Here is a 22,777-nt window from a genome sequence, read left to right on the forward strand (position 1 = left end):
AGATGCCACCTATCACCTGGCGGCAAGCAGTCAATCAGTTCGCCATCCTGTTCGGCGAGCGATTCACCGCCGCCATCAGCTGAGATTTTTAACCGACCTCAGCACACGAAATTCCTGACACGTCCCAGAAGACATGATCCACAGCGTGCTTTCGAAAGTATGGTCCTTCAGAATCGGAAAGCCCGCTTCCCGGCAACGGGTTGCAACATCAGCCACCTTCCCCACCTTGAGGCCCCGTGCTTGCGCGAGTTCGTGAACCTCCTCGAAAAACGTCGATTTACCGGTCGAATGGGTGCCGGTGATTCCGATCATGCAGTTCATTAGAACAGCCCCTGTTGCCGATTGTTGTCAAATCCAAGCGTCGCAACGCCGGCGACATCCAGGAGTTTTCGAAGGGTCGCGCAACCGCCCGCGTCCATCTGCTGAACCAGATCCAGAAACAGGTGGGCCGTTGCCAGCGCATCCGCCGACGCCCGGTGGTTGGGCATGCCGTGATTGCCCAACCCTCGCTGCATGACGAGATCCCCCAGCGAATACGACGGTGCGCCGGGCAGAACCGAACGCGCAAGTTGAAGCGTGTCGATGACAATTGCGGGCTGCCAGTCCGTCAGCGCCCTCCCTAGGAGTTCAATGTCCACGCGCACATTGTGCCCCACCACGACATCGGGTCCGAAAGCAGCCATCACGTCCGTTGCAATCGTCGCAATGGATGGGGCTCCCGCGACCATGTCGTTGCTGATCCCATGAAACCGCGCCGCTCGCCCGGTCACAGGTCTTGACGGTCGCACAAGCCAGGAATCAGGCCGTGACTCAACTTTTCCCCGACGCACATGCGCAAGCGCGACTTCCACAATTTCCTGGGGTAACTCGCCATTTCCCTCGACGTCGACGATGGCGAAGTCATACTGACTCCAGTGCCCGTCAATGTATTCATGCATTGTTGCCCACTCCATGCGCCTGCCGGTGAAACACGATGGGTCGCTCCTCCGTCAGCGGTTGCCTGTACTGTTGCATTTCGGCAAGCCGGATCTTCTCCAGCAGCGGTAAGCGCTCACCGTTATCGAGAAAACGAAGCCGCTCCTCGAACATCGCCATCTTCATGTCTGCTATTGCATGGCTCAGTCTCAAGAGTCGATCCTCTTTGGTCCCTTCGTCTACCTGATCATCGAAGTTCTCCGCCGGCGTATCGGGGCGCGCCGAAAACGGAATCGCCACATTGATCTGCAGGTTAAGTCGCCGCGCAAGGCGCAGCGTCTCCTGGAAATCTTCCTCCGTCTCCCCTGGGAACCCGACCATCCAGTTGCAGTAAAACACGACGTCGGTTGATTTTCTGAACTCATCAACCAACCCGGCGATCCTTGTGAGATCAGGGTTCCGGTTCATCGCCCTGAGGACTCGGGAGGATCCGCTCTGCAACGAGACATAGAGCAAGTCGATGTTGCCCGAATCACTGAGCTGCCGCAACAGTGCGGCATTTTTGAGAAACGGCTTGGGTTCGATGTATCGAATCGAGAGCCGTACGCCAGGCTGCAAGGCGACCAGCTGGCGCAGCAGGTCGGCGAAACGCGAGGCGCCGCCATCGAAACCCTCGGCTCCGTAGTTCCCCACCTCGTCTCCCACGAGTATGAAGCGCCTGATACCTCTTGCAAGCGCTGCCCGGGCCTTGGACAGAATGTCGTCGATGGGCACTGAAGCGAATTGCCCCCTGCCACGCGGTATGCTGCAGAAACTGCAGCGATAGAGGCAGCTTCGCGTCACCGTAATGAGTTCCGCTGGCTCCTCCTCGTTATAGAAAACGAACCCCTTGGTCGTGCGCATGTACAGCGTCGCCAGACGGGTTCCATGTTCGTCGTCGAGCTGCTGCAACTGCGCTACCAGTTCAGCCTTCAGGCGGCCAACCCGTTGCCGCATCTGCGGCAGGCCATTGTCAGGGTCGCCTTCGAAGTTTCGTGCGGTATCCTGCGATATCGTCCGGTCCAGCGCGGAAAAATCCTCGCCGGTGCGGCCCCTAAGGATGTCGGCGTGCGACTGGAAATTGACCGGATGCGTTGCCAGCGCGTTGCGCACAACGTCGGCACTGACGTTCGCGATACATCCTGTGACCGTCAGTCTGGCATCCGGCGCGCGCGACGAGATCTGCCTGATCTGCTCGATCGCATCGTCAACCCACGTACTCCGTACGGAGCAGCCGGAAAAGATAACCTCGTCGGCCGCCTCGGGCTTGTCGACGACCTCGTAGCCATGCCGCTCGAGGCCCGCCTTTAGCACGTTCAGGTCATAGCTGGAATTCAGGCATGCGTTATGTGCCAAAAATACCCGGCGACTGTATGCATTCATTTGTCTTTTCGTTGCTCCACATGGCGAGCGTTCCTGTCACGCTGCGCTCCATTTGCGACGCCAAGCCGCTGCACCCCAATCCGCCCACGCCTGTTGTGACTTGCGTCCATCGGGCCGGTCGGGTCGAGGACGTTCGCCCGGCAGAGAGCCGCAACATGCTTGTCTATCGTTTCCCGCCATATGATTGCCCGATCCATTGCAGCGTTTCTCCACCCGATTGTCAACGAGGTGGATATCTGGGCAGCGTTTGCGCGCGGTTATGTAACAACAATACCGTCAGCCATACCGGAGAAGTCGGTCGGCGCCCGACGCTGATGGGCGGAAAGCGTTCGAATGTCAACGCCCGCCCACTCTGAAATATCGCCAAGACAGGGCATCACCATTTAAAAGAATCTCCCGCCGGCAGCGCGGCCCTACCAGTCCATATTTGCCGCTCGCTCTTGCTTCGCCACATAGTCATCGATGAACTCTTTCATTAAGCCGACAGATCGCATCACTTTAGCGTAGGTACCGTCAGTTGCGTACGTGAGAACCGTTGGCAGCTCGCTCTCCATACACTCACGCGCGGGCTCCCGCGTGCCGGACCACAAGTGCGCGATGAATAATTCGATTTGCTGCAGTGCGCTCTTCTCATCAAACTCCGGCCCTCCGGTCAAAGAATAGCGATGCCTTGGATTCCTGGTCAGCAGGACCGGAACTGCCCCTGCTCCTGAGTGAAAATTGAATGCCTCGCCCCGCTTTCCGAATGCTCCGTGCGCCATAAAATTCCGGATCTGCGTCCGGAGTGCAAGAAGGTTATCGTAGTGGATCTTCGTTTCCGGATCGTCGATATCTAGCGCCGCCCTGAATTTTGTCTTCCAGTCCGCCTCCGCCAGCTTCGCCACCTCCTCTCCGTTTTCGACTCTGCCCTGCAGGATGGCTAGGTGGATGAAAATGTGCTCCGTCCAGCTGAAGAACGCTTCTATTGCAGCCTGCGCACTCCACTCCGCTTCCTCCCGTAGTCTTAGCCCCGGAAACATATGCGAAAACCGCAATTTGCGGTCGCTCAACGCCTCCGCCGGCTTCGTCATTTCGTCCCGCCGACGCAATGCTTCTGAGCTCAACGCTTCAAATTGTTCGCGGAAGAATCGATATCGTTCGAACAGCACACCCCCCCTGTTGATGACATTGATATCGGGCCCCTTCGCGGCAGTCCTGGCGCGCCATTCAAAGTACGGTTCGGCGATGGCCACCGCTCGCTTCAACAACCGGCATATCTCGCGTGCATCACCTTCCGCCTCCTCGTTGGGCTTCGTGCTGCGTGTCGCAGATGGATCGGAATTCGGAGCGAAGATGCCGATCCCCATCTTACGATGCTCGACTCCGTACAGCTTCCCGCGCAAGCGGACAGGTACTGCCCAAGCGACCTTCTCCCATTGTCCGAGATGTGGAAATCCGAGAAGATCGATCAACAGAAAATAGACAAGATAGTACGGCGGCAAGTCCCGTCCGGCCTCGGTCCACGATGAAAGAAAAAAACATTTCGCCTCATCGTGGGACACTGGTGGCCCTGCAGGTACGATGTCGCCTATCGCAGCAATCACTGCCTCGCGAATAGCGACCATTTCGACTGGCAATCCTTCGCCGCGCGTCGGCGCCGCAGTTCTTTCTGTCATATCCCGCCCCCTAGTCACCGTCGGCACTAGACGATGCCCATCATGGCGTCGTAATGCTGTTTATCGTTGGCCCGCAGCAATGCCAGCAAATCGGTGAGCACGGCCGGCGCCTCCGAAAGCACGGAAAGGTCATGCTCTGGTTCCGACATCTTCTCCGTATGGGAATGGGTGTGGAGGAACCGGATGATTCGCGCCTTCGCTGCCGGATCACCGTGTTTTAGTGCGTTTGCCTGCATCGCCAGTGCCGAAGAGCGCATGTTGATCCAAACATTTCTCCCCAGCCACCCCGTTCGCACTTGCGGTACGATGCACCGCATCGGGCTCGCGGCCTGGTCAATAAGTTCTCACCACTTCGACGTTTGGCATTATGGTCACGCGGAAGTCATGCCTTTCCGGCCGGTCAGTCAGCAGGTCCCGTGAAGGCGGCGATTGGGCCACAGAATATCCAGCGGCGTCGATCCACCGTACGCCGTCAGCCAGGACGATCGGTCGTACGTCATAACCAGGCCTCCGACCATCGACCATGGTCAGTTGCGCCGGGCTCCTTTGCGCGGTCTCGGCAGCAGCGGCACGAGCTTCGAGTGACCGTTGCCAAGCCAGAAAGCGTCGAGGATCGATCAACGTCTCGGGTTCCACACCAAACCCTTCGGCCTGCAGCCAGTGCTCGAATTCCACGCGACGGCGCATTGCTTCGTCGCGGGTGCGGTCAAGCCCTTGCCCAAGCGCGAAAGCGACGAAGGGATCGAGCGTTCCCCAACGCAACAACTCGCGGAACCAGAAGCCAATCCAGGGCAGGCCGCTGGTAGCGCGCCAGGTCTCTAACGTAGGTGTCTCGATGCCAGCGTTTCGTCCCCATGCCTGGCTCACAGCGGCACCGACTGCCACGCCGAGACGAAACTCCAGATTTTCAGTGACGAACCGTTGCCAGGACCGCAACTGCTCGGCATCCGGCGCCATAGCGGCGCCCGACTGCATCCACCAACCCGCCACTCCCTGCCAGTTCTCGAGCACCGCACGGTCACCCACCGTATTGCGCGCGCGAAATCCGATCCCTGGCTCCGCCCGGATCCGCTCGCCGAGTTGCGTGACCAGAGTAAATCGACGTTGGGTATCCCAACGGCCATAGTCTGCAGCAGCTTGAAGTTCGGCGAGGAGCGCCGGTGCGACGAATTCGAACCTCCGACCGATGTACGGCGTGAATCCGTACTGGTAGAGCCTTCGCCGAAGCTGGGCGTCGGGGTAGAGCCTCTCGACGAGCGCGCGTCCACGCTTGATGAAGCTGCGCTCAAGCCACGCCTCGTCGGCAGCGACAACCCGCGCAAAGGTACGTTGCCAAAGGTTGGCGAGAAAGGCTTCGGTACGCGCGTCGCCTGCTGGAACTGCCTCGACACGCGTTAGCTCCTCTGTCGCCGACAGCAGGAAACCATCCAGTTCGTCCAGGCTATCACCTAAAAGATCCGCTGGCACCCGGGATCCAACACCAAGATTTGTTCCAGTCGCTTCGGGCAAGGTCATCTCCAGCCAAGCGTGGAACTGTTCTTCGGTCTGCAATCCCAACTGTTCGGCTGCCTTTTGCCAGATGGAACGCAGTAGTACGACCAAGGGGCTGTGCACCTCGACAGCGGCCTCCTCGGCCTGTAGCCGACGAAGTAAGTCATCGTAGTGGCCCGCAACGCGTTGGACTTGACGCTGCTGCTCGTTTCGCTGAGCCGGCGCCGTCGTCGACACGGATTCTGGCACCGCCACCAGAGTCATGCCTTCGATTGACTCGGCTGCGCCGGGCCGCCCTGCCCGACCAGCAAGGTTGCGAAATTCTGCCGTGGTCATCGGCATAACGATTGGCTGTCCGGTCACTGCGTCGAAACTTCGGCGTTCAAGGCTGGTAACGAAAATCATGTCGAACGGCAGGTTTACGCCTTCCGTAAGCGTTGCTGTTGCAAGCGTGATGGGGCAGATCCGGCGATCGATGAGATCGGTCATCAAGCGCCGTAGCCTTTGAGGCATCTGCCCATGACTTGTCGCTACACCCCGTTCCAGCAACCTTAATTCAAATGAGTCCGGTCCACAGAAATCCGTACAAACGGCACGGGCCTCCTCGAAGCGCGCACGGTCATCCGGCGCGACCGGCACAACAAACGGCTGGACGACATTCCATCCCGGCAACGCGAATGCCTCTGCGTAGCGCTTCATCAGCAGCTCCGGCGACTGCGCTACCGAGATGAGAACTCGGCGCCTGCCCTCGAGCAGGTGCAGCGCGGTCCACAGCACGTAGAGCTGGGTATAGTGCGGGAGGCTGTTTCGGATGACCGCCGACGGTTGAGGCATCAGGGGAATTCGCAATGGCAGATACACTGGCGCGTCTCGCCCCCGGACATACAGCATCTGTCCGTTCATGATGTCGAGCAATGCCTGAGGAGGATGTCGGGAATCAACGCGCAACGCACCGATGAGTTGTCGGCTGCTTCGATAGCCCAGCCCTACTGCAGCGGCATCCGGAACACCTTCGATCCATTGCGCGACCGGCCGCGCTGCGCCACCCGCCACTGCAGTCAGCGCAATGCGTGCCATCCGCGGCTTGATGGCAAGCAACCGCGAAACCATCGCTTCAAGCCGCATTGAGCGACTGCTGTGGGCGGCGAGCGCTTCGGCGGCGTTGACATCGCCCTCACTCACGACCTGATGGGCTTCGTCGACAATCAGCAGCCTGAGGCGGGTTACAAGAAGGTGACCCACATAGCGCATAAGCGCTTCGGCTTTTTCGACTGTCGCAATCAGCACAACGGGCCGATCAGCAGTCAACCAGTAGTCGGTTATACCCCAGTCGGCGCCGCCGTAGAGGCCGGTGACGACGAGGTCGCTGCCCAGCTCGGCTGTAAGCTTGGCTTCCACTTCACTGGCTAGCGCGCGGGAAGGAACGAGGTAGAGGGCGAGTGGCGCCTCCCCCAGGTCCGGCTCAACCAGCAGAAGTTCCTTCACTAGCGCCAGGTTTGCGACGAGCGTCTTGCCGGAACCAGTCGGGGTGCAAAGAGCAAAACTCGGGGTTGTGATCAGACGCTCCAGACCACGAATCTGCGATGCCCACAGGATGCCGCGCCCCCGTGCAAACTGCTCGCGGGCGAAGCGCCACAGCCGTGGCCCGAATGCGGGCGCCCGCTCGGCGAGCTGTGCCACGCGGCTGTGCAGGCTGTTGGCATTGAAACGCCTCGCCGTCGCCTCTATCAGATTGATCAGCATCCAGAGTTCATCGCTTGCAAGCCTCGTCGCCAGCAAAGAGAGGTCCCCAAGCTTTTCTATCGCCCGCGTCAAACGCTGACTGTTCCCGCGGCGGATACTGTCGCCGATCAGGCCAAGCGCTCGCACAAGCTCGGCCACCACATAGCGTCCAATCCGGCTGACGGGAGGCTCAAGCGCAGCGTCGGCACGGGCACCGCGCTCGGCCGCCGCATCCTCGGGTGGATCGTCGTCCTGAAGGTCGTCGCCTGCTCCATGTAGCAAAATTGCCGAACCCTGCCGCCCCGTCAGATCGGGATGATCACGCCAGAAAATCGCCACGAGCGCTAGCAGCCGATCGAAATCCACACTCAAAAAAGCCGCAAAAATTTCGGCAGTTCCGCCACCGTAGCCGCCCTGCCGGAGGAGGCTCGTTGCCATTGCTGGTAGCCCTGCCAACTGATATGCACCGGCAGCAAGCAACGCAACCGGCACGTCGCGTGTTACAGGATCGTATGAACGCGCGAGCCACTCGAGCAGCTCACCGGCCCGGCGATAGCATCCAAGCGATTCGGATGTCCCCTCACCGTCAACCTCGCGCAGAATGCCTGCAGCGTGAAGAAGCCGCCTCGCATCCTCGAACTGCTCGCGTGACTCGCGTGCAGCCCAGGCAATTGGCGGCACCTGCCACGACGTTTGCAGGCTACGAACGAATAAACGGGCCTGAGCGGGCGTGAGTTCATTCTCCGCGGCCCGGCTGGCGCGAACGTTCATCGCGAGAGCGCGTCGCTGCTCGTCGAGTCGTGCCATCACCGGTTACCCCACAGAGAGTTATAAAGGCTATCAATGAGCTCCACACCGCCTTCAAGCACCAGTTCAATCACCTGCAACGGTCGACCGGCTGTGTATTCCGCCGGTGGCGCCGCGGTTGGCAGCAATGCGGTCCCAGGTGCACGACGCGCCGCACGGTTACCAGCGACGAACACAAGGTCGGTGCGCGGCAGTGGCGCCGCGCCAATCAGCAACGCACGATCGAGGGAGACGATAGCTTCCGCATATTCCTCTCGCGCCTTCTCACACAACAGACGTTGAATCTGCTCGAGGCCTTGAGGAACCGCAAGCCCCCGGTTCATTTCGTTCCACACGCCATCATTAGCACGTACCCGGGCATCGTCCGGCCCGGTCCAGTCACCGAGCATCATATTGGCCATAGTGCTTTGCGTCAGCGTCGCTCGCCACTTCGCTTCCCCCGCCAGAAAACGAACGACCGCCCCACTCGCCGGGTCGATTCCTAGCGCAATGAAATCGTTCCCATGCCGTCCCGACACTTCACGCACCCGGGCGGGATCGCGAGCCAGTTCGAAAAGGTACACCTCGACTTCCGCATGGTAGCGAAACAGGAATATCGGAACGGTCCACTGGTGCGCCCCAATGAACTGATATGCCTGCGTCATCAGCCCCGTCATGACCTCGCCGAACAGACCTTTTCTGGCCGTAGGTGGAAGACAATTCGGATACTGCGCATGCCATCCGGGCGCATCCGCATCGGGATGCAGATCAATACGGGCCGCACGATGGAACACTTCGCGCGCATCACGATGCGCGGATTCGAAATAAGGACGCAGCTCGTCTACAACAGTGTCGTCGTTCGGGATTACCTGTTCGAAGAGAATATGACTATAGTTTCCGTTTGCGTGCGCTACCCCGCGCAACCACCGGTTGAGTAGTGCCATTGGTGGTGGAACGTCATGCATCATGGATTGTCTGCCTCCGCTCGCGCTCAACGCGCGGTGCTGCATCTGCGCCGGACACATTCGTTATCATGCTAGCTGTCGCAATTGCCACTCGAGTTGTCGCCTAGCCGTACCGATCACGTCGAGAAAACTCACTGCGTGCACATCCGGCTCGAGGTTGGCAGTGGGATAGTCCGCAGACCGATCCCCTCCGACGATCAAAACGCTGATGGGCTTGTTCATATGCTTGGCCAGATCATGACGATAATCGGTCGCCTGCGCGTAGTCGTCCCTGTTCAACGAGTGCGAGGGCCTCTTGAACTCCAGCAGAAGACACTCGCCGTTCAGGTTCTCATTGAGCAGGAGGTCGGGACGCCTGTTCGCCCTTGCCCCCACGAACTTCTTTCCCACAAAGTCCTCGATCTGTCGTTGAAGCGTCCTATTCGAACTGAAGACAGAGAACTCAGGACCAAAAATCCAGAGATTCTTCTCGATCGCCTTGTGCATCTGCGCTTCCAACGTCTCGGTATTCCTCGACAGCGCTTCGAGATTATCGAGGAACTGTTGTCGAGCCTTCGCCTGCTCGACCAGATGCGCCATGTCCGCCAGACCAAAGTCATCCAGCGCATCAGCCAGCGAAGCAATATCTTTCTGGCGCGCCTGCGCAAGATGGCGGACAACTGCCCCATAGTCTGACCGCTCAATCGCCTCGAGGAGCACATAAACGAAGGGTTCTACTTTCTCCGGCGGCTCCCGATAGAACCGCTCAAGAATTTTCTTGATTGCGTTCTCTGCATACTGCCGTCGCTGCTCAGGAAGCGCTGCGAGCCTGTCCTTGATATCCCGCCGCAAACGCGCGTGTGCGAGCTGGATCTCCCTGCCATGCGTTTCCTTGAATGCATCGAGAACCACAGGCGCAACCATCTGCTGTACCCGCGCCAGCAGTTCACTGTTCTCGACAAGGCTGTCCCAGCCTGCAGTCACATGATCCCGAAGACCATCGGCGTCGATTTCCCCATACAGCCGTTTCAATAGCTTCGGCGGAAAATCGTCTCGTTCGTCAAGGCCGAAAAAGGACGGCTTCCCGACGACCTTGCCGTCCACACGAATGACAATCCCGGGTTGGCGCGACACCGATTTCTTCTCGGCGATCGCAAACCGCAGTCTTACATCACCGACACCAGGAACAATCAGGTCGCTGTCCTTGAGGGTTCCTACAACGTCGTCAACACCAAGCGCTTTGCCGTCCACAATTATTGCAAGGCCGGTTTCCCGCCCATACTCCTGCAACAATATCTGACGCAGGTTCTGCGGGTCAGGAAACGTCAGTTGCTGATCGAGCTCGGTCAAGGTGATACTGGTGCCATGTGCCGATATATCGCATGGATCAACGGCAAGATCGATAGGAAGCTGCTCAATGTCGTCTGCTTTCAGCAGATCATGCAGCCGCAATGTGAAGCTCGTCCGGGTGCCTCTGGCATACGTCTCGAGCGTCATTACTGACGCCGCCATCAAGCCCGCGAATTTCCCGATGCCCTTCCTGCCTTTGACGAGCCGTTGCTTTCCGGCGGTACGCTCGCCACTCCGCTCTCTCCGATCAGAAGCGATCGAAAGATAGTGATTGCGCAGCTCATCCGTGGTCATGCCCGTCCCGTCATCGGATATGACGATCGGCGAGTCGCTCATCGGCAGCGGGAGCGATACCGTGATCTTATCGGCGTCGGCATCCCACGCGTTGTCAATGAGCTCCTTGATCGCCTTCTCACTCGATGCGTATTCCTGGCTAAGGATACGAGCGAGTCGAGAATTAACCTGAAACCGGGCCTTGCTTTTTTTCATGTCCTGTAACCCTGCCTTGTAGATACCCACGCCGACCGGCGGCTATGCTCCAGCCTGCAGCCCCCATCTGCTGCGCATCGCGCCGATCAACGTGCGCCGACGCCCCGGGTGGCGTACGCTTCTGCATCGTTACCGGTTGTCGCGTCGAGCCCCGTCGACCAAAGTCAGCGCCGCCACCCTTTATGAGGCCGCCAAGGCTCTTCCCCTCCAGCGATCAATAACGTCGTCGAAATTGACTTCACGCCAGCCAGCGTTCCATTCCTGCAGATAATTCACGCTTCGCGAATGCGGTTCCGGCGTGGGCAATGCGAATCTGCCAACCGTCGGCATCAGCGGAGCATCACCGACTGCGAGAAATTCGCCTTGTCCAAGGTTGGGAAGGAGGTCCCCGATAGCTGCGGAAACGTCGGGCAGCAATGACTTGATATAGCTCTGATCAACTGTATTGGTCAGTCGCAGCGAAATGAAGTTGCTGCATTGGGAGAAAATTGTCTCGGAGACTTCTGACGGTCGCTGGCTCACGACCATGAGCGTCACGCCATATTTTCTTCCCTCCTTTGCGATCCGTTCGATGGATTTTTTCGACGAGTCATACTGCGCCCCGCCTGACCGTGGCACATAGTTATGGGCTTCCTCGCATACCACCATGATCGGCACATCGCTGACCTGACCGTCGATATGCCGGGTCTTAGAATAGTGGAACCCGAAATCGAATATCATCCGAGAGATGAGACTCACGACGATGCTAAGTACCTCAAACGGAATGCCACTGAGATCGACGATCGAAATGTTGGACCGGGTCAGATAGCCGATGAACTGCCGAACGACGTCAGCAAAGTCGCCAGTCGACAGAGTCGTGCCATCTGGCTTCTGCGGATAAAAAAGGAAACGCAGCCGCGGGTCAGCCAGCCGGGTTCGAAGTCGCAGGATGAGGCGATCGAATTCGCCGTGGAACGGCCCGTTCGTTGCTTTAGTCTCCTTCGCCGTGGAGGACACCACGAAGGTCTGGACGGCATCAAAATAGAAGGCATCACGATCACTTACGAGCCCACCGTCCAACAACTTGGGCATGCCCTCGCCTGCGAGCTTGCCGATGACTTCCGAGTTCATATTCTCGAGATAGGTCACCACTTCGTCGATCGAGAAATAGACCGGGCTGTCAAACGAAATATTCGACAGATCCGGATTGTGACGGCGTTTGTTGCGCACAACGGCATGGCGGAACTGCGAGATCTGGTTGTGCGAATTCTGCTCGTTGCTCTCGATGAACATTTCCTCCAGTTCCTGGGCGTTCATCAGCCAGTACGGCAACCGGAGCGTATCCACATCAAGAAGATTAAGCGTAAAATTTTCCGCCGCCTCGAGCCGGAAGGCCGCAGCATATTCCGCATGAATGTCAAAAATGACAATATGCGCATTCTTCTGCGCTGCCTTATGTGTGTTCGCCTTGGATTCGATACCAACCGCGGTCTGAAGAATCTTCGCAACGGCGCATGACTTGCCGGAGCCGGTCGACCCGACGACCGCCACATGCTTGCTGAAAAACCGATCGCCGTCGATCTCAAACCTGACATCCGGCGCAATGCTCAGTGTGCCGAAAGAAAAAGGAGACTTGATCTGCTTCGAGAAGATCCCACTTAGCACTTCGGCCGGCGTGACATACGCATGTTCAGTCGGGACTGGCAGTGAATGGGAGCCGCGGGAAAACTCGTTATCCCCGGAAAGAGTACCGATTGGCTGGGTGTCGATCTGGAAGCGGAAGGAGATTGACTCTGCGTCGGAGCCTTCTGTAGAACCGCCTGCCTGTGACCGGTCCGCGTGAGATGCGCGCACCGCCGTGATCGTGCTCAACAGATAGAGATTGTTGCCCGACGCGATCAGCAGATATTGCCCGACCCCGAGCCTCGCCTTGTGCTTTTCGAAATGTTCCGCACTATTGATTTCGATGCGCACCAGCGACGGAGAGCTCTCGGTCACACCGCCTATCGGATCACCCAGCTCAAACATAACTATCCCTCAATTGAAGAACATACTCGAGATCAGAAAGACGCTCGATTTCGAACCTGTGGACATTGACGTCGTGATGAGCCCAGGCATCATCCGCAACATTCACCAGAAAGAGTTCGTCGGGTCGCTTGGGCCCACTCTCCGTCACGACGGCACGACTTGCCAGTCGAAGACTGAATTCGATTTCGAACGGCATCCTCCGCCGCATCGGCCGCCGGAACAGTTCCGATGCACGAAACTCCACACCCCCGACCAGACCATCTGCACACCGCAAGCCAGCGTCATGAAGACGTGCCTGTAGGGCACCGACATCATATTTCTCAGTGATCGTGAATAGCGGCGGATTATCGTGCAGATACTTACAGCTATAGCGCTCCACGAATTTCTTGATGAACCGGACCACGTCATCGTCGAAGTGTGCAATGGCAGCCGGGTCGATCACGAAGTGGCGCCCGCGGGAATTCTGGCCAAGGGAAGGCTTCAGATCCTTACGCAGCCGCTGAAAGATCTGGGCGCGGGTAGCCAGTTCCCGGGTCCAGCGGGTGAAGGTGACCTGTCGTATCTTGTGGAGGCCATTCAGGAACACCGCTGGGTCGACGGTACGATCCGTCACTGCGCCCTGGGTCGCCAGGTCGACGATACGCTGGATCGCACTAGGATAAATGATCGCCTCGACATCTTCCGCGGAGAATCCCTTCGCTTTTAACGACGCCAAGACCGATTGCTGCAATGCGTCCGTGCTCTGGCCAAACTCGATCGTGAATCTCTTCAGAAACGCTTCGAAGTCCACGCCAGCGGCAATTCGACCGACGATCACCCTGAGCGGCTCCGAAGTCGTCGCCAGCACGGTATCAAGCTCCGCACGCGTAAGCGGGCGCGTTCCACTTTCTTCTGGAAAGTAACAGAACAGGCGATAGTAGACCTTGGGCACTAGTGAAGCATTTTTCGAAAAATGCTCCAGCATCAGGAGGATCGGCTTATAGATCTTTCCGAGCGTGAACTTGTCGGCCTGCTCATGATATTTGCACTGGACAGCTGTCGTGAACGTTGGCGTGACGACATCAATGTCCTCGATTGCGCCCTCGATCGTGATTTTTGAGCCTTCGTCAGCAACGAGAATCTCCGACAGGTACCGGAGGAACTGGTAGAGATAGCCTTTAATCGAATATTCGGCGGTGCGGGCCATGCGTGTTCACTCCCCTTCCGAAAAAGAGGGGTTCACGCACACGCCGTGATAAGTTCCTGCCGCAATTGCCGGGCCGATATGGTTCATCTAGATGTCAGCGGGAGGTTGATTCGGTTACCTTCGATATGCCTGAACGCACGATCGCGGCACGTCAGCAGGATGACCTGCATGCGTGTCGCGGCCTCGCTCAGGATTTCGAGCATGAGATCGAGTCGCGAGTCGTCGGAATAGACGAGCGGATCATCCAGGATCAGCGAGACGGGTTTGCCCTGCTCAAGCAGCATGTCAGCGAACGCAATCCGGGTCAGCACGGCCAGTTGCTCCTGTGTGCCCCGCGAAAGACTGGCGCAGCTCTCGTCAACGCCAGCGCGGCTCACACTCTCCAGCGCAAGGCTCTCCGAGAAGGTGAGATCACATCCCGGGAGCAGTCGCTCGATATGCCGCCTGGCACGTTTGACGACAGGACCGACAAACTTTCTCGATGTCTCGTCGCGCGCCGCCTCCAGCGTGTCGCGCAGCAGCTTCAACGTGTCGGCCTCCTCGGTGATCCGCTTTAGCTCCGCACGCGCGGCCTCCGCTTCTTCCCGCGCCACTGCGGCCCGATCGGCTAGACCTGCACCACCCTCGCTCTCGATCGTGCCTTCGAGGCGAGCAATATCCGTTTCGAGCCTGCTCCGCGTTTCCGCGGCCGTACGCGCCCGAGCGTCTATAAGTTCTATCCTGCGGGTGATGGCCGCGACGTCATGGGCGGAGGCATCGCGCACCGCTTCTTCCAGCTTGACCGATGCCGCGGCTGTCTGCTCCCGCGCCTGAGCAAGATCCTGCAGCAGGCCCGCCCATTCGGGGCGGCTCTCGATCGCCTCCAGTGAAGCACTCGCGTGCGCCAGATCACTGGCCGCCCCGGCCTCCGCCGTCGCCAGCGGCGCATCCTCTTCCTCGATCCGGCGTAGCGCTTCAATGGCACTGTCCTGCACACCCTCGGCGCGCGCGAGCGTCGTATCGGCCGCGTCCATCATCTCTCTGAGTCGGATGATGTCGGGAAGGTCGCCGTTCCTTTCGTCCTTATCTTCTTCAAGTTCGGCTACAAACAGTTTGAGCGCGTCGGCACCAGCCCCAAGGTCGATGATTTCATCGGCCAGCGTGACACGCTCGATGCGCGCCTCGAGGGTACGCAGGTCGGCCGCCGCGTCGCGCGCCACCTCGTTACGCGCCCGGGCAGCCCGCAAATCCGCGACCCCCAGCTCTTCAAGCGCATCCTGCTGCCTGCGCAATGACAACGCGAGTGCCTCCTCGGCGCTGGCAGCTGCAGCGGGCGGGCTCACGACAAGCTCAGCATCCCCGAACCGAATGCGAGCCTCGCGCGTCAGCGTACGCTCGCCCGTCGGCATTGGCTCACCGTCGATGGTGACGCCGGTCGCCACGCCAGACAGTGCGATGCGGGTCGCACCAGCATTGACAATAGCCCGCGCTTCCGCCACCGCGCGGTCATGGGCTTCGAGCGACGCGATCAGAGTAGCGGGGACAGCCGTGGCGACCACCGCCTTTGCTTCCCGATACTGGGCCTCGAGCGCGAGCAGTTCGCCATGGCGCTTGCGGGCCGCGTCAATGGCCGCCCGGCGTCGGGCCTGCCTCAGGCGCTCCTCGCCGGCGGCCAATGCTTCACGCGCTTCCTGACGCCCGGTGCGAGCGAGCTCAAGCGCGGTGCGGGCATCTACGACCCTCTGCCTGCCCTGGGTCAGCGTCTCAGCAAGCGAGTTGCGCTGACGTCGCACCTCGGCGAGTGCGTTAGCCGCTGTTTCGCGCGCAGCGGCCGCTTCCTGATGTCGCCGTTGCAGGTCTTCCAGACTTTTCAGCTTTCCATTAACCAATTCCTGCTCTGCGCGGCGTGTGATCAGGATCTGGGCGGCGGCGCGCGCGACCTCCAGCGAAGCGACCAGTTCCTTACGGGTCTGCAGGTCCGTGTCATCCGCCATCTCGCGCTTGATGATCTTCAAGCGTGCTCGCGCCGCCTCCATTTCGGCAAAGCTCCTTTCCAGCGCGGCGAGCCGGTCGGCAGCTTCACGCGCCGCCACCTCGGCTGCATCAACGTGTTCATGTGCATGGTTCTGCTTGCCCCGTTTCTGGCCGGTCGGCGTCCAGTAGTGCTCGTATTGGGATTCGATCCGGTCCCGCACCCGCTTGTACGCGGCCCCTCCCATGATCGCTCCGGCCTCAGCCTCGAGCGATGAACTGATCGTGTCGCGCACGATCTGACCAGGCGCAGAGACGGAGAGGGCCTCAGTCTGCGCTACCCACAGCAGACCAAGGGCCCCGTAGGTCGACACATCGCCCCCTCGACTGGTATCGCGAATCGCGCCGAGCAGCGTATTCAGCCGGCTTTCGGCCTCCTCTCCCTGAGCCCTTCCCTGGGGCCCCGTCACGTCCACTGACGGGCTCCTGAGAAAGCGCTTCGTCACCGTCCACGGTGAGTCACCGACGTCGAACGCCACCTGGATTTCTGGGCCGACAGCTTCGCCATGGGGGGCGAAAGACTGGGCGAGCTGATTCCTCGTATTGTGGCGAACAAAAAAGGCGGCGCGCAATGCCTCGAGCAGAGTCGATTTGCCGGTCTCATTGGGCTCGATGACGATGTTGAGACCGTCGATCAGGCCGTCGATCGCCATTGGTTCACGGAATTTGCGGAAGCCGTTGACCCCGATTCTCCGGATACGAAGGCTCATGTGGACTCCTTGCGGCTGTATTCGACGAACAGCCGCTCGAGCGCGCGCCTTGCGATAACCGCGATCGGACCTCCGGCCTCAATGCAGGCATTAAGCCTGCCGGCAGCAGCGCCGAGAATGCCTTCGACCGCCAGCATGGCGAGATCGTCGTCGCCAGGACGGCCCGCTAGATCATCGGCGCGCACGTCAAGATAGCGCAGACGATGGCGCAGGTCATTGTCCAGATGGCCTAGGATAGCAATTCGATCGGTGAGACTGGCAATGCCAGCAACGGACAGCTGAACGAGCGTTGACGGCGGGTCGATTGCGGCGAGCAGCGTGTTGCACGCGGCCTCGAAAGCCTGCGCATCATTCACCGTCCAGTCGCGGATGAGCCACTGGAAACGACCCGTCCTGATGGGCGTAACAGCCGGAGCGGTGCCAGCCGACAGTTCGACCAGCAAGGCACACCCGGGATCGTCGCGATGGAAGCGGTCCGGCTCCGGCGTCCCGGCATACCAGGTGCGCTCATCGACCTGCAATGCACCATGCCAGTCGCCTAGCGCCAGATAATCAAGGCGCGACCGACGGGCGCGGTCGGGCGCAATCTGGTTCCCTGTCTCGCCCTGCGCTCCGAATCCGCGGATCGAGCCGTGAGCGATGCCAATGCGCACGCGCGCGTCACGCGTCTCCATGTTGTCGAAAAGTTCAGTCGGGTCGTCGAGATTGTGGCGGTGAACGAGTGGTGCCGGCAGCAGCCAGACGCCCGGCTCAATCTCCCGTGGCTCAGGCTCTGCGAGCACGGTAATTTTTTCGCCTGCGCACTGGCGGACACGATCCCAGAGCCCGCCATTACGGGCGAAATCGTGATTGCCCGGCAGCAGCCACCAGTGGCACGCATGCCGGTTCATACGCGAGACGGCCTGGATGATCGTGCGATCCTCCGGGCCTTCTGTATCGAAGATGTCACCCGCAACGATGACATGATGGGAATCGTTTTCAGCGGCCGTCCGGCCAATCGCATCGATCGCATCAAACCGCGCTTCGGTAAGCGCAGCGCGCACCTCCAGCTCGAAGCGCCTAAAGGGTTTTCCGAGCTGCCAGTCGGCCGAATGAATGATCTTCATGCCTCTCCTGTCACCTGCATCATTGAAAGGCGGAGCAGCGCGGTTATGCTGTGTGACCCGGTATGCTCCCACATGACCGCCATGTCCGTTTCAGGCCTCAGTTCGTCGACAAGCGCGCGCAAACATCAACCTTGTCTGCCTGTTACTCATCGGCCCGGACGACCTGACGCCGGAATTTCGGCTCAAGCACCAACTTGTGCGTCACATACGTAACCGCCCTGGACGGATCGCGCGGGTCCTTGCCCTGCCTTTCTACCTTGTCCTGCACCCGCCAGAGACCGAACATGACTATGTCGGTGCCCACCGGCAAGCCCGAAAGCCAGTTCGCGTCCTCATGCGCAACGCTAGCTTCGAATGTTTCCACACGGTCCGAGTCACCGGTTTTTCGGTAGAGCGGATAGCCGTTTAGAAAAGCATTTTTGTACTTCCCTCCCGCAGACGGGACGTAATGGGAGCGCACGGTAGCCGCCAGAGCGATCGGGAAGGCATTTGTCCCGCCCTCCCTCACCAGTTCCCACGCTTCGTCGTACCGTTCACGTTCGAAAAAGAAGTCTTTCCATGCAATACGCCGGGTACCAAAACGCAAGACCAGTTCCGAAGCCAGAAACACATCTGAATCGCATAAGGCACGAAGGGCGACGAGGTCGGCCGTCGTACGCACGTAGCCCGAGAGCCTTTTCTCCGCCTTGACAACATCGATGGTGGTATTGCCGCCCGGCGTTCCGGCAACCGTACCTGGACCGGCTGGCTTTGTGCCGGAAAGCCCCTTGCCGCGCAGGCCGTTATGCAACATCAGTAGACGCAACTCGCGTTTGCCTGTGTCGAGTTCCTTCAAGAAATCAGGATCCGACTGCGCAACGATTGCCGTCAACCTTCCCGGCGCGTCATAGCGGCATCCGGCGACATGTTCCGAATCACTTGTCAGCCCGATGTAAGCGGGAACATCGATCGGCTCTATCCGGTTGGAACGGTTTTGCTGGTAGCGATGCACGAAACGCACCGCACATCCGCACGTCGGATGATCGCAGACGAGAGCCGGTATCTCACGCTGCTCATCATGAAGGGCCTGCAGCGCCTCGACTGTCCAGGCCTTCCCCCGATGGTCCACTGCGGACCGCATCCTGATTCCCTTTCCCATCGTTCTGAATATTTTACTGTCAGGAACATGCATGTTATCTCATCAAGCGGGCATGTGCGTGCAACAGCAACATCAAAATGGTGACCTGCATCGAAAGGATCGCGCGGTGATCTGCGAGCCCGGGCAGTGGCTGACCGAGTCGGCAACCTCGCTACCTGCGACCTACGCGGACTCGCAAAAAGCCGGCTGAAATTCATCTCAAAACGCGATAGGGGGCACGCACGCCGAACCCCGTTCGGCGTCACGCCCCTGACGGGTATCCCCTAGCGCAGGAGCCGACACCGTCGTCTGCGCCGTGGGTGGCGGGCATTTCTGGGCTGCCGCCCCTAGTTCGCGCACCCCAGCCCGGTCGCCCCGCGGCATGGCATGCACCCGTCTCCCAGCTTCCCGCCCTTGACCCGCGACCGTAGCCGATAGCGGGCAGGCATCAAGGGGCGAGGGACCGTGTTGCCCGCACCCCTCCCTCGCCTTTTTCCTTGACGCCTGCCCGCTATCGGCTCCTTCAGTCGCACGGGCGGGAACCCGGGAGCCTGCGGCAGCAAGGCCAACCCCGAGTTCCACCGGGAGGTGTCCAGCCGCAACGGCAAGTCACATCCCTTCGTCCGGTTCAGGTCCTCAACCTTGACTGTGGAGATTGCCATGCAACTCGCTTCCTCTTTCCGTTACGGCTCCCCAATGCTGCGCGCTGACTCGCCCCTGTCCGACGATCAGATTCGGCGCGTTGCCCCCTCCATTTTTGCAGACGGCAAGCACGAAAGCCGCTCCGAGCGCTACACCTACATTCCCACCATCGACGTGCTGCGCGGGCTCCGCAACGAAGGCTTTCAGCCGTTCATGGTCTGCCAAACCCGCGTGCGCGATGAGGGCAAGCGCGAATTCACCAAGCATATGCTCCGGCTGCGCCATGCCGATCAAATCACCGGTGAGGAAGCCGATGAAATCGTGATGCTGAACTCGCATGACGGAACGAGCAGTTATCAGATGCTCGCGGGCACATTCCGGTTCGTGTGCCAAAACGGCATGGTCGCCGGCGACAACATTGCCGATATCCGCGTACCGCACAAAGGCAACGTCGTTCAGAACGTGATCAACGGTGCGTTCGATGTGCTCGACGGCTTCGACTTGATCCGCGAGCAAAAGGACGGCATGCGCGCTGTGACGCTCGACCACGACGAACAACATGCGTTCGCCCGTTCCGCCCTCGCGTTGCGCTACGACCCGACAGAGGTCGAAGCACCCGCCCCCATCACCGACAGCCAACTGCTCGCCCCGCGCCGCTTTGAGGATCGCCGCGACGACCTTTGGACTGTCTTCAACCGCGTGCAGGAAAACCTCACGAAGGGTGGCCTGCATGGACGCTCGCGCTCGGGCCGCTCCATGTCGACGCGTCCCATCACCGGCATCGACCAGAACGTGAAGCTCAACCGCGCTCTGTGGATGCTCGCCGACGCCATGCGCCAGATGAAGGCGTAACGACTTCGGGGCGGCGCACCCACGCCGCCCCGACTCTGAGCCTTTGCGCCAGAACGCCCGTCGGGTCACGTTCTGACGCATTCGCACCGCACTGGCCCGGCACTCTCTTTCTAACTTTCCGGAGTCGATCATGCAAGCCCAAAATGTCGAAACGGTCACCATCACAGCTGATGCCGTCGAATTCGCAACCGTGCTCGAAACGAATTTCGGCGACGAGCAACCGGTCGTGACCGTGCCATATTCGAGCCTCCAGCGTTCGCCGCTGAATGTCCGCACGAAACCCCTCACCGGAATCCCAAGACTCGCCGCCAGCATCCGCGCGAAAGGGTTACTGCAAAACCTCGTGGTCCACGAAATCAAGCGCTCGCGCGGGAAACACCGCAAATACGGCGTCTGCGCAGGCCAGCGCCGGGAAGCCGCACTCGACTTGCTGTTCGAGCAAAAGCATATCTCCGCCGACTATCCGGTACCCGTGCGGATCGTTAGCGAAGGCGAAGCGCTCGCAATTTCACTAATCGAAAACAGTGAGCGCGAGGGGCTGGATCCGTTCGACGTGTTGCGCGCCTACCGGATGCTGGCCGAGGAAGGCCGCAGCGTCGATTACATCTCCGCACTCTTTTCCGCGTCGCCCATCACGGTCAAGCGGCGCATGAAGCTCTCCAACGTGTCGCCCAAGCTGCTCGCGCTGCTACGCGAGGACGCGATCACGCTCGACCAACTAGCCGCGCTCGCCCTCGCTGACGATCACGAAACGCAGGAACGCCTATGGTTCGAAGCAAACGAGTGGCAGCGTCAGCCGCAATATTTGCGGCAGGCAATCACGCGCGCCGAGATTGACGCGAGCCGAAGCCGTCTCGTGCGTTTCGTTGGCCTCGCCGCCTACGAAGCAGCAGGTGGCTATGTGCGTCGCGACTTGTTCAGTGACGACGAAAACGCGGGCTACGTTGCCGACGCCGACCTGCTGCAACGCCTGGTCGCACAGAAGCTCGATGCAGCCGCCGAGGAAGTCCGAGCCGAAGGTTGGGGCTGGGTTGAAACGCGTGTCGAGCGTGACCTGCTGGAACTGAACCGCTACGGCAAACTTCAGCCGGTCCAACGCCCGTACACCGAGGACGAGCAGCGCGAAATCGATGCGCTTACTGCGCAGCGCGATGAACTCACCGAAAAGCTCGACGCACTGTCGGAGGACGATGAAAACGCCTACGAAGAAGCGGAGCGCCTCGACCTAGAAATCGAGCGAACGAATGCCGCAATCACGGCGATTGAGAGCCACGCCGTCCTTTGGGATACGTCACAGATGGCCGAGGCTGGCGCATACGTGATCGTCGGCCTACAAGGCGAACTCACCGTTGAACGGGGCCTCGTGCGGCGCGAGAACAGCGCGGCATTGGACGCGGCAGGTGCGACCGTCACCGGTGTGCCCGCAGCCGACGCCCCCGACAGAGCGGACACGCAGGCTCGAAAGGCCAAACCCGTCCACAGTTCGAAGCTCTGCCAGCGGCTGACCGCGCATCGCGCCGCCGCCATCCATGCCGAACTGGTCGCGCAACCGGTTGTCGCGCTCGCAGCGCTGCTGCGACACTTGATCCCGCAGGCGCTCCCCGAGCATTATGGCTACACGTCGGCGCCGGACTATCTGACACTATCCGGGGAAAACAATCACGACCGGCTGCTGCGTGCGGCAGACGACATGCCTGAAAGTCAAGCATGGAACGCTATCGAAGCGCAGCGCGCACGATGGGTCGAGGAACTGCCGGCCAAACGATCCGACCTGCTCCCTTGGTTGATCCAGCAAGACCACGGCACGACGCTGCTCGATCTGCTCGCCTTCTGTACTGGGACGCTGCTCGACGGCATCGCGGGCGAGGAAAAGCCGCTTGCCATCAATGCGCTCGCGGATGCGCTGAACCTCGATATGACCAAGTACTGGAAGGCAAACCGCATCACGTATTTTGACCATGTCAGCAAGGCTCGCATCGCCGAGGTCGTGTCCGCCGCCGTGTCATCGAAGGTGGCCACTGATCTCGCAAAGATGAAGAAGGCTGACGCCGCTGCCGCCGCAGAACTTCACCTCGCCAACGTCGCATGGCTCCCGGAAATCCTCACCGACCGCGATACGCCGGTTATGCCGTCGTGGGCTGTCAGCGAGGACGCTGAGGATGAGGACGACGCCGGTACGGGGGAAGGCGGCAGGGGCGCAGAGAGCGACGAGGACGCCGATGCTGAGTCGGACTGTGGCAACGGCGGAGCCTGTCAGAATTTTAGTGTGTCGAGGTCATGAGACGATAACGGAAATTACGTCCTATGACCGAAGCAACCGTGACCAAGAAGAGCAAGAACCCGAAGGCGCCGAAGCTGTTCCCCGACGAGCTG

General features: G+C 60.0%; 15 protein-coding genes. 2 read left to right on the forward strand and 13 right to left on the reverse strand.

Features of this window, described 5'->3' with window-relative positions; translation table 11 throughout:
- Window positions 1-75: 75 nt before the first annotated feature.
- The 13 genes from AB4Y31_RS31205 to AB4Y31_RS31265 all read right to left on the reverse strand — a co-directional run bounded on the left by AB4Y31_RS31205 (window position 76) and on the right by AB4Y31_RS31265 (window position 18,964).
- The gene (locus tag AB4Y31_RS31205) at window positions 76-321 is read right to left on the reverse strand and encodes a hypothetical protein (protein WP_368677351.1); all 246 of its coding nucleotides are present in this window, start codon (window positions 319-321) and stop codon (window positions 76-78) included.
- The gene (locus AB4Y31_RS31210) at window positions 321-938 is read right to left on the reverse strand and encodes a PolC-type DNA polymerase III (RefSeq protein ID WP_368677352.1); all 618 of its coding nucleotides are present in this window, start codon (window positions 936-938) and stop codon (window positions 321-323) included. The genes AB4Y31_RS31205 and AB4Y31_RS31210 overlap by 1 nt, the downstream gene beginning before the upstream one ends.
- A complete protein-coding gene (locus tag AB4Y31_RS31215; protein ID WP_368677353.1) occupies window positions 931-2,337 on the reverse strand; it encodes a radical SAM protein in 1,407 nt (468 codons plus the stop codon). Before AB4Y31_RS31215 ends, AB4Y31_RS31210 begins: the two co-directional genes overlap by 8 nt.
- Window positions 2,338-2,750: 413 nt before the next feature.
- The gene (locus AB4Y31_RS31220; RefSeq protein WP_368677354.1) at window positions 2,751-3,992 is read right to left on the reverse strand and encodes a hypothetical protein; all 1,242 of its coding nucleotides are present in this window, start codon (window positions 3,990-3,992) and stop codon (window positions 2,751-2,753) included.
- Between the two features lie 26 nt (window positions 3,993-4,018).
- Window positions 4,019-4,249 carry a hypothetical protein gene (locus AB4Y31_RS31225; protein ID WP_368677355.1) on the reverse strand — a complete coding sequence of 77 codons (231 nt, stop codon included), beginning with the start codon at window positions 4,247-4,249 and terminating at the stop codon, window positions 4,019-4,021.
- Between the two features lie 76 nt (window positions 4,250-4,325).
- The gene (locus AB4Y31_RS31230; RefSeq protein ID WP_368677356.1) at window positions 4,326-8,012 is read right to left on the reverse strand and encodes a DEAD/DEAH box helicase; all 3,687 of its coding nucleotides are present in this window, start codon (window positions 8,010-8,012) and stop codon (window positions 4,326-4,328) included.
- Window positions 8,012-8,959 carry a hypothetical protein gene (locus AB4Y31_RS31235; RefSeq protein ID WP_368677357.1) on the reverse strand — a complete coding sequence of 316 codons (948 nt, stop codon included), beginning with the start codon at window positions 8,957-8,959 and terminating at the stop codon, window positions 8,012-8,014. The genes AB4Y31_RS31230 and AB4Y31_RS31235 overlap by 1 nt, the downstream gene beginning before the upstream one ends.
- Window positions 8,960-9,022: 63 nt before the next feature.
- Window positions 9,023-10,774, reverse strand: a complete 1,752-nt coding sequence (locus AB4Y31_RS31240; protein WP_368677358.1) for an ATP-binding protein — start codon at window positions 10,772-10,774, stop codon at window positions 9,023-9,025.
- Between the two features lie 180 nt (window positions 10,775-10,954).
- A complete protein-coding gene (locus tag AB4Y31_RS31245; RefSeq protein ID WP_368677359.1) occupies window positions 10,955-12,781 on the reverse strand; it encodes an ATP-binding protein in 1,827 nt (608 codons plus the stop codon).
- Window positions 12,774-13,967, reverse strand: coding sequence for a hypothetical protein (locus AB4Y31_RS31250; RefSeq protein WP_368677360.1), 1,194 nt, complete (start codon window positions 13,965-13,967; stop codon window positions 12,774-12,776). Before AB4Y31_RS31250 ends, AB4Y31_RS31245 begins: the two co-directional genes overlap by 8 nt.
- Before the next feature lie 83 nt (window positions 13,968-14,050).
- Window positions 14,051-16,687 carry a hypothetical protein gene (locus AB4Y31_RS31255; protein WP_368677361.1) on the reverse strand — a complete coding sequence of 879 codons (2,637 nt, stop codon included), beginning with the start codon at window positions 16,685-16,687 and terminating at the stop codon, window positions 14,051-14,053.
- The gene (locus AB4Y31_RS31260; RefSeq protein ID WP_368677362.1) at window positions 16,684-17,793 is read right to left on the reverse strand and encodes an exonuclease SbcCD subunit D; all 1,110 of its coding nucleotides are present in this window, start codon (window positions 17,791-17,793) and stop codon (window positions 16,684-16,686) included. The genes AB4Y31_RS31255 and AB4Y31_RS31260 overlap by 4 nt, the downstream gene beginning before the upstream one ends.
- Before the next feature lie 142 nt (window positions 17,794-17,935).
- Window positions 17,936-18,964 (reverse strand): hypothetical protein, encoded by a 1,029-nt coding sequence (locus AB4Y31_RS31265; RefSeq protein WP_368677363.1) that lies wholly within the window; start codon window positions 18,962-18,964, stop codon window positions 17,936-17,938.
- A gap of 606 nt (window positions 18,965-19,570) precedes the next feature.
- On the opposite strand from AB4Y31_RS31265, the gene AB4Y31_RS31270 reads away from it, so the two are divergent.
- On the forward strand, window positions 19,571-20,404 hold the full coding sequence (locus AB4Y31_RS31270; RefSeq protein WP_368677365.1) for a DUF932 domain-containing protein: 834 nt from the start codon (window positions 19,571-19,573) through the stop codon (window positions 20,402-20,404).
- A 130-nt stretch (window positions 20,405-20,534) separates the two neighbouring features.
- The gene (locus tag AB4Y31_RS31275) at window positions 20,535-22,685 is read left to right on the forward strand and encodes a ParB N-terminal domain-containing protein (protein ID WP_368677364.1); all 2,151 of its coding nucleotides are present in this window, start codon (window positions 20,535-20,537) and stop codon (window positions 22,683-22,685) included.
- Window positions 22,686-22,777: the final 92 nt, after the last annotated feature.

Source organism: Trinickia sp. EG282A, assembly GCF_040965455.1.
GTDB classification, from domain to species: domain Bacteria; phylum Pseudomonadota; class Gammaproteobacteria; order Burkholderiales; family Burkholderiaceae; genus Trinickia; species Trinickia symbiotica.

What these genes read in the sequence shown, in the direction of transcription:
- AB4Y31_RS31210 (WP_368677352.1), bottom strand. Translation starts at nt 938, where the DNA reads ATGCATGAATACATTGACGGGCACTGGAGTCAGTATGACTTCGCCATC.
- AB4Y31_RS31260 (WP_368677362.1), bottom strand. Translation starts at nt 17,793, where the DNA reads ATGAAGATCATTCATTCGGCCGACTGGCAGCTCGGAAAACCCTTTAGG.
- AB4Y31_RS31275 (WP_368677364.1), top strand. Translation starts at nt 20,535, where the DNA reads ATGCAAGCCCAAAATGTCGAAACGGTCACCATCACAGCTGATGCCGTC.
- AB4Y31_RS31225 (WP_368677355.1), bottom strand. Translation starts at nt 4,249, where the DNA reads ATGCGCTCTTCGGCACTGGCGATGCAGGCAAACGCACTAAAACACGGT.
- AB4Y31_RS31240 (WP_368677358.1), bottom strand. Translation starts at nt 10,774, where the DNA reads ATGAAAAAAAGCAAGGCCCGGTTTCAGGTTAATTCTCGACTCGCTCGT.
- AB4Y31_RS31245 (WP_368677359.1), bottom strand. Translation starts at nt 12,781, where the DNA reads ATGTTTGAGCTGGGTGATCCGATAGGCGGTGTGACCGAGAGCTCTCCG.
- AB4Y31_RS31265 (WP_368677363.1), bottom strand. Translation starts at nt 18,964, where the DNA reads ATGCATGTTCCTGACAGTAAAATATTCAGAACGATGGGAAAGGGAATC.
- AB4Y31_RS31255 (WP_368677361.1), bottom strand. Translation starts at nt 16,687, where the DNA reads ATGAGCCTTCGTATCCGGAGAATCGGGGTCAACGGCTTCCGCAAATTC.
- AB4Y31_RS31220 (WP_368677354.1), bottom strand. Translation starts at nt 3,992, where the DNA reads ATGACAGAAAGAACTGCGGCGCCGACGCGCGGCGAAGGATTGCCAGTC.
- AB4Y31_RS31270 (WP_368677365.1), top strand. Translation starts at nt 19,571, where the DNA reads ATGCAACTCGCTTCCTCTTTCCGTTACGGCTCCCCAATGCTGCGCGCT.
- AB4Y31_RS31215 (WP_368677353.1), bottom strand. Translation starts at nt 2,337, where the DNA reads ATGAATGCATACAGTCGCCGGGTATTTTTGGCACATAACGCATGCCTG.
- AB4Y31_RS31230 (WP_368677356.1), bottom strand. Translation starts at nt 8,012, where the DNA reads ATGGCACGACTCGACGAGCAGCGACGCGCTCTCGCGATGAACGTTCGC.
- AB4Y31_RS31235 (WP_368677357.1), bottom strand. Translation starts at nt 8,959, where the DNA reads ATGATGCATGACGTTCCACCACCAATGGCACTACTCAACCGGTGGTTG.
- AB4Y31_RS31205 (WP_368677351.1), bottom strand. Translation starts at nt 321, where the DNA reads ATGAACTGCATGATCGGAATCACCGGCACCCATTCGACCGGTAAATCG.
- AB4Y31_RS31250 (WP_368677360.1), bottom strand. Translation starts at nt 13,967, where the DNA reads ATGGCCCGCACCGCCGAATATTCGATTAAAGGCTATCTCTACCAGTTC.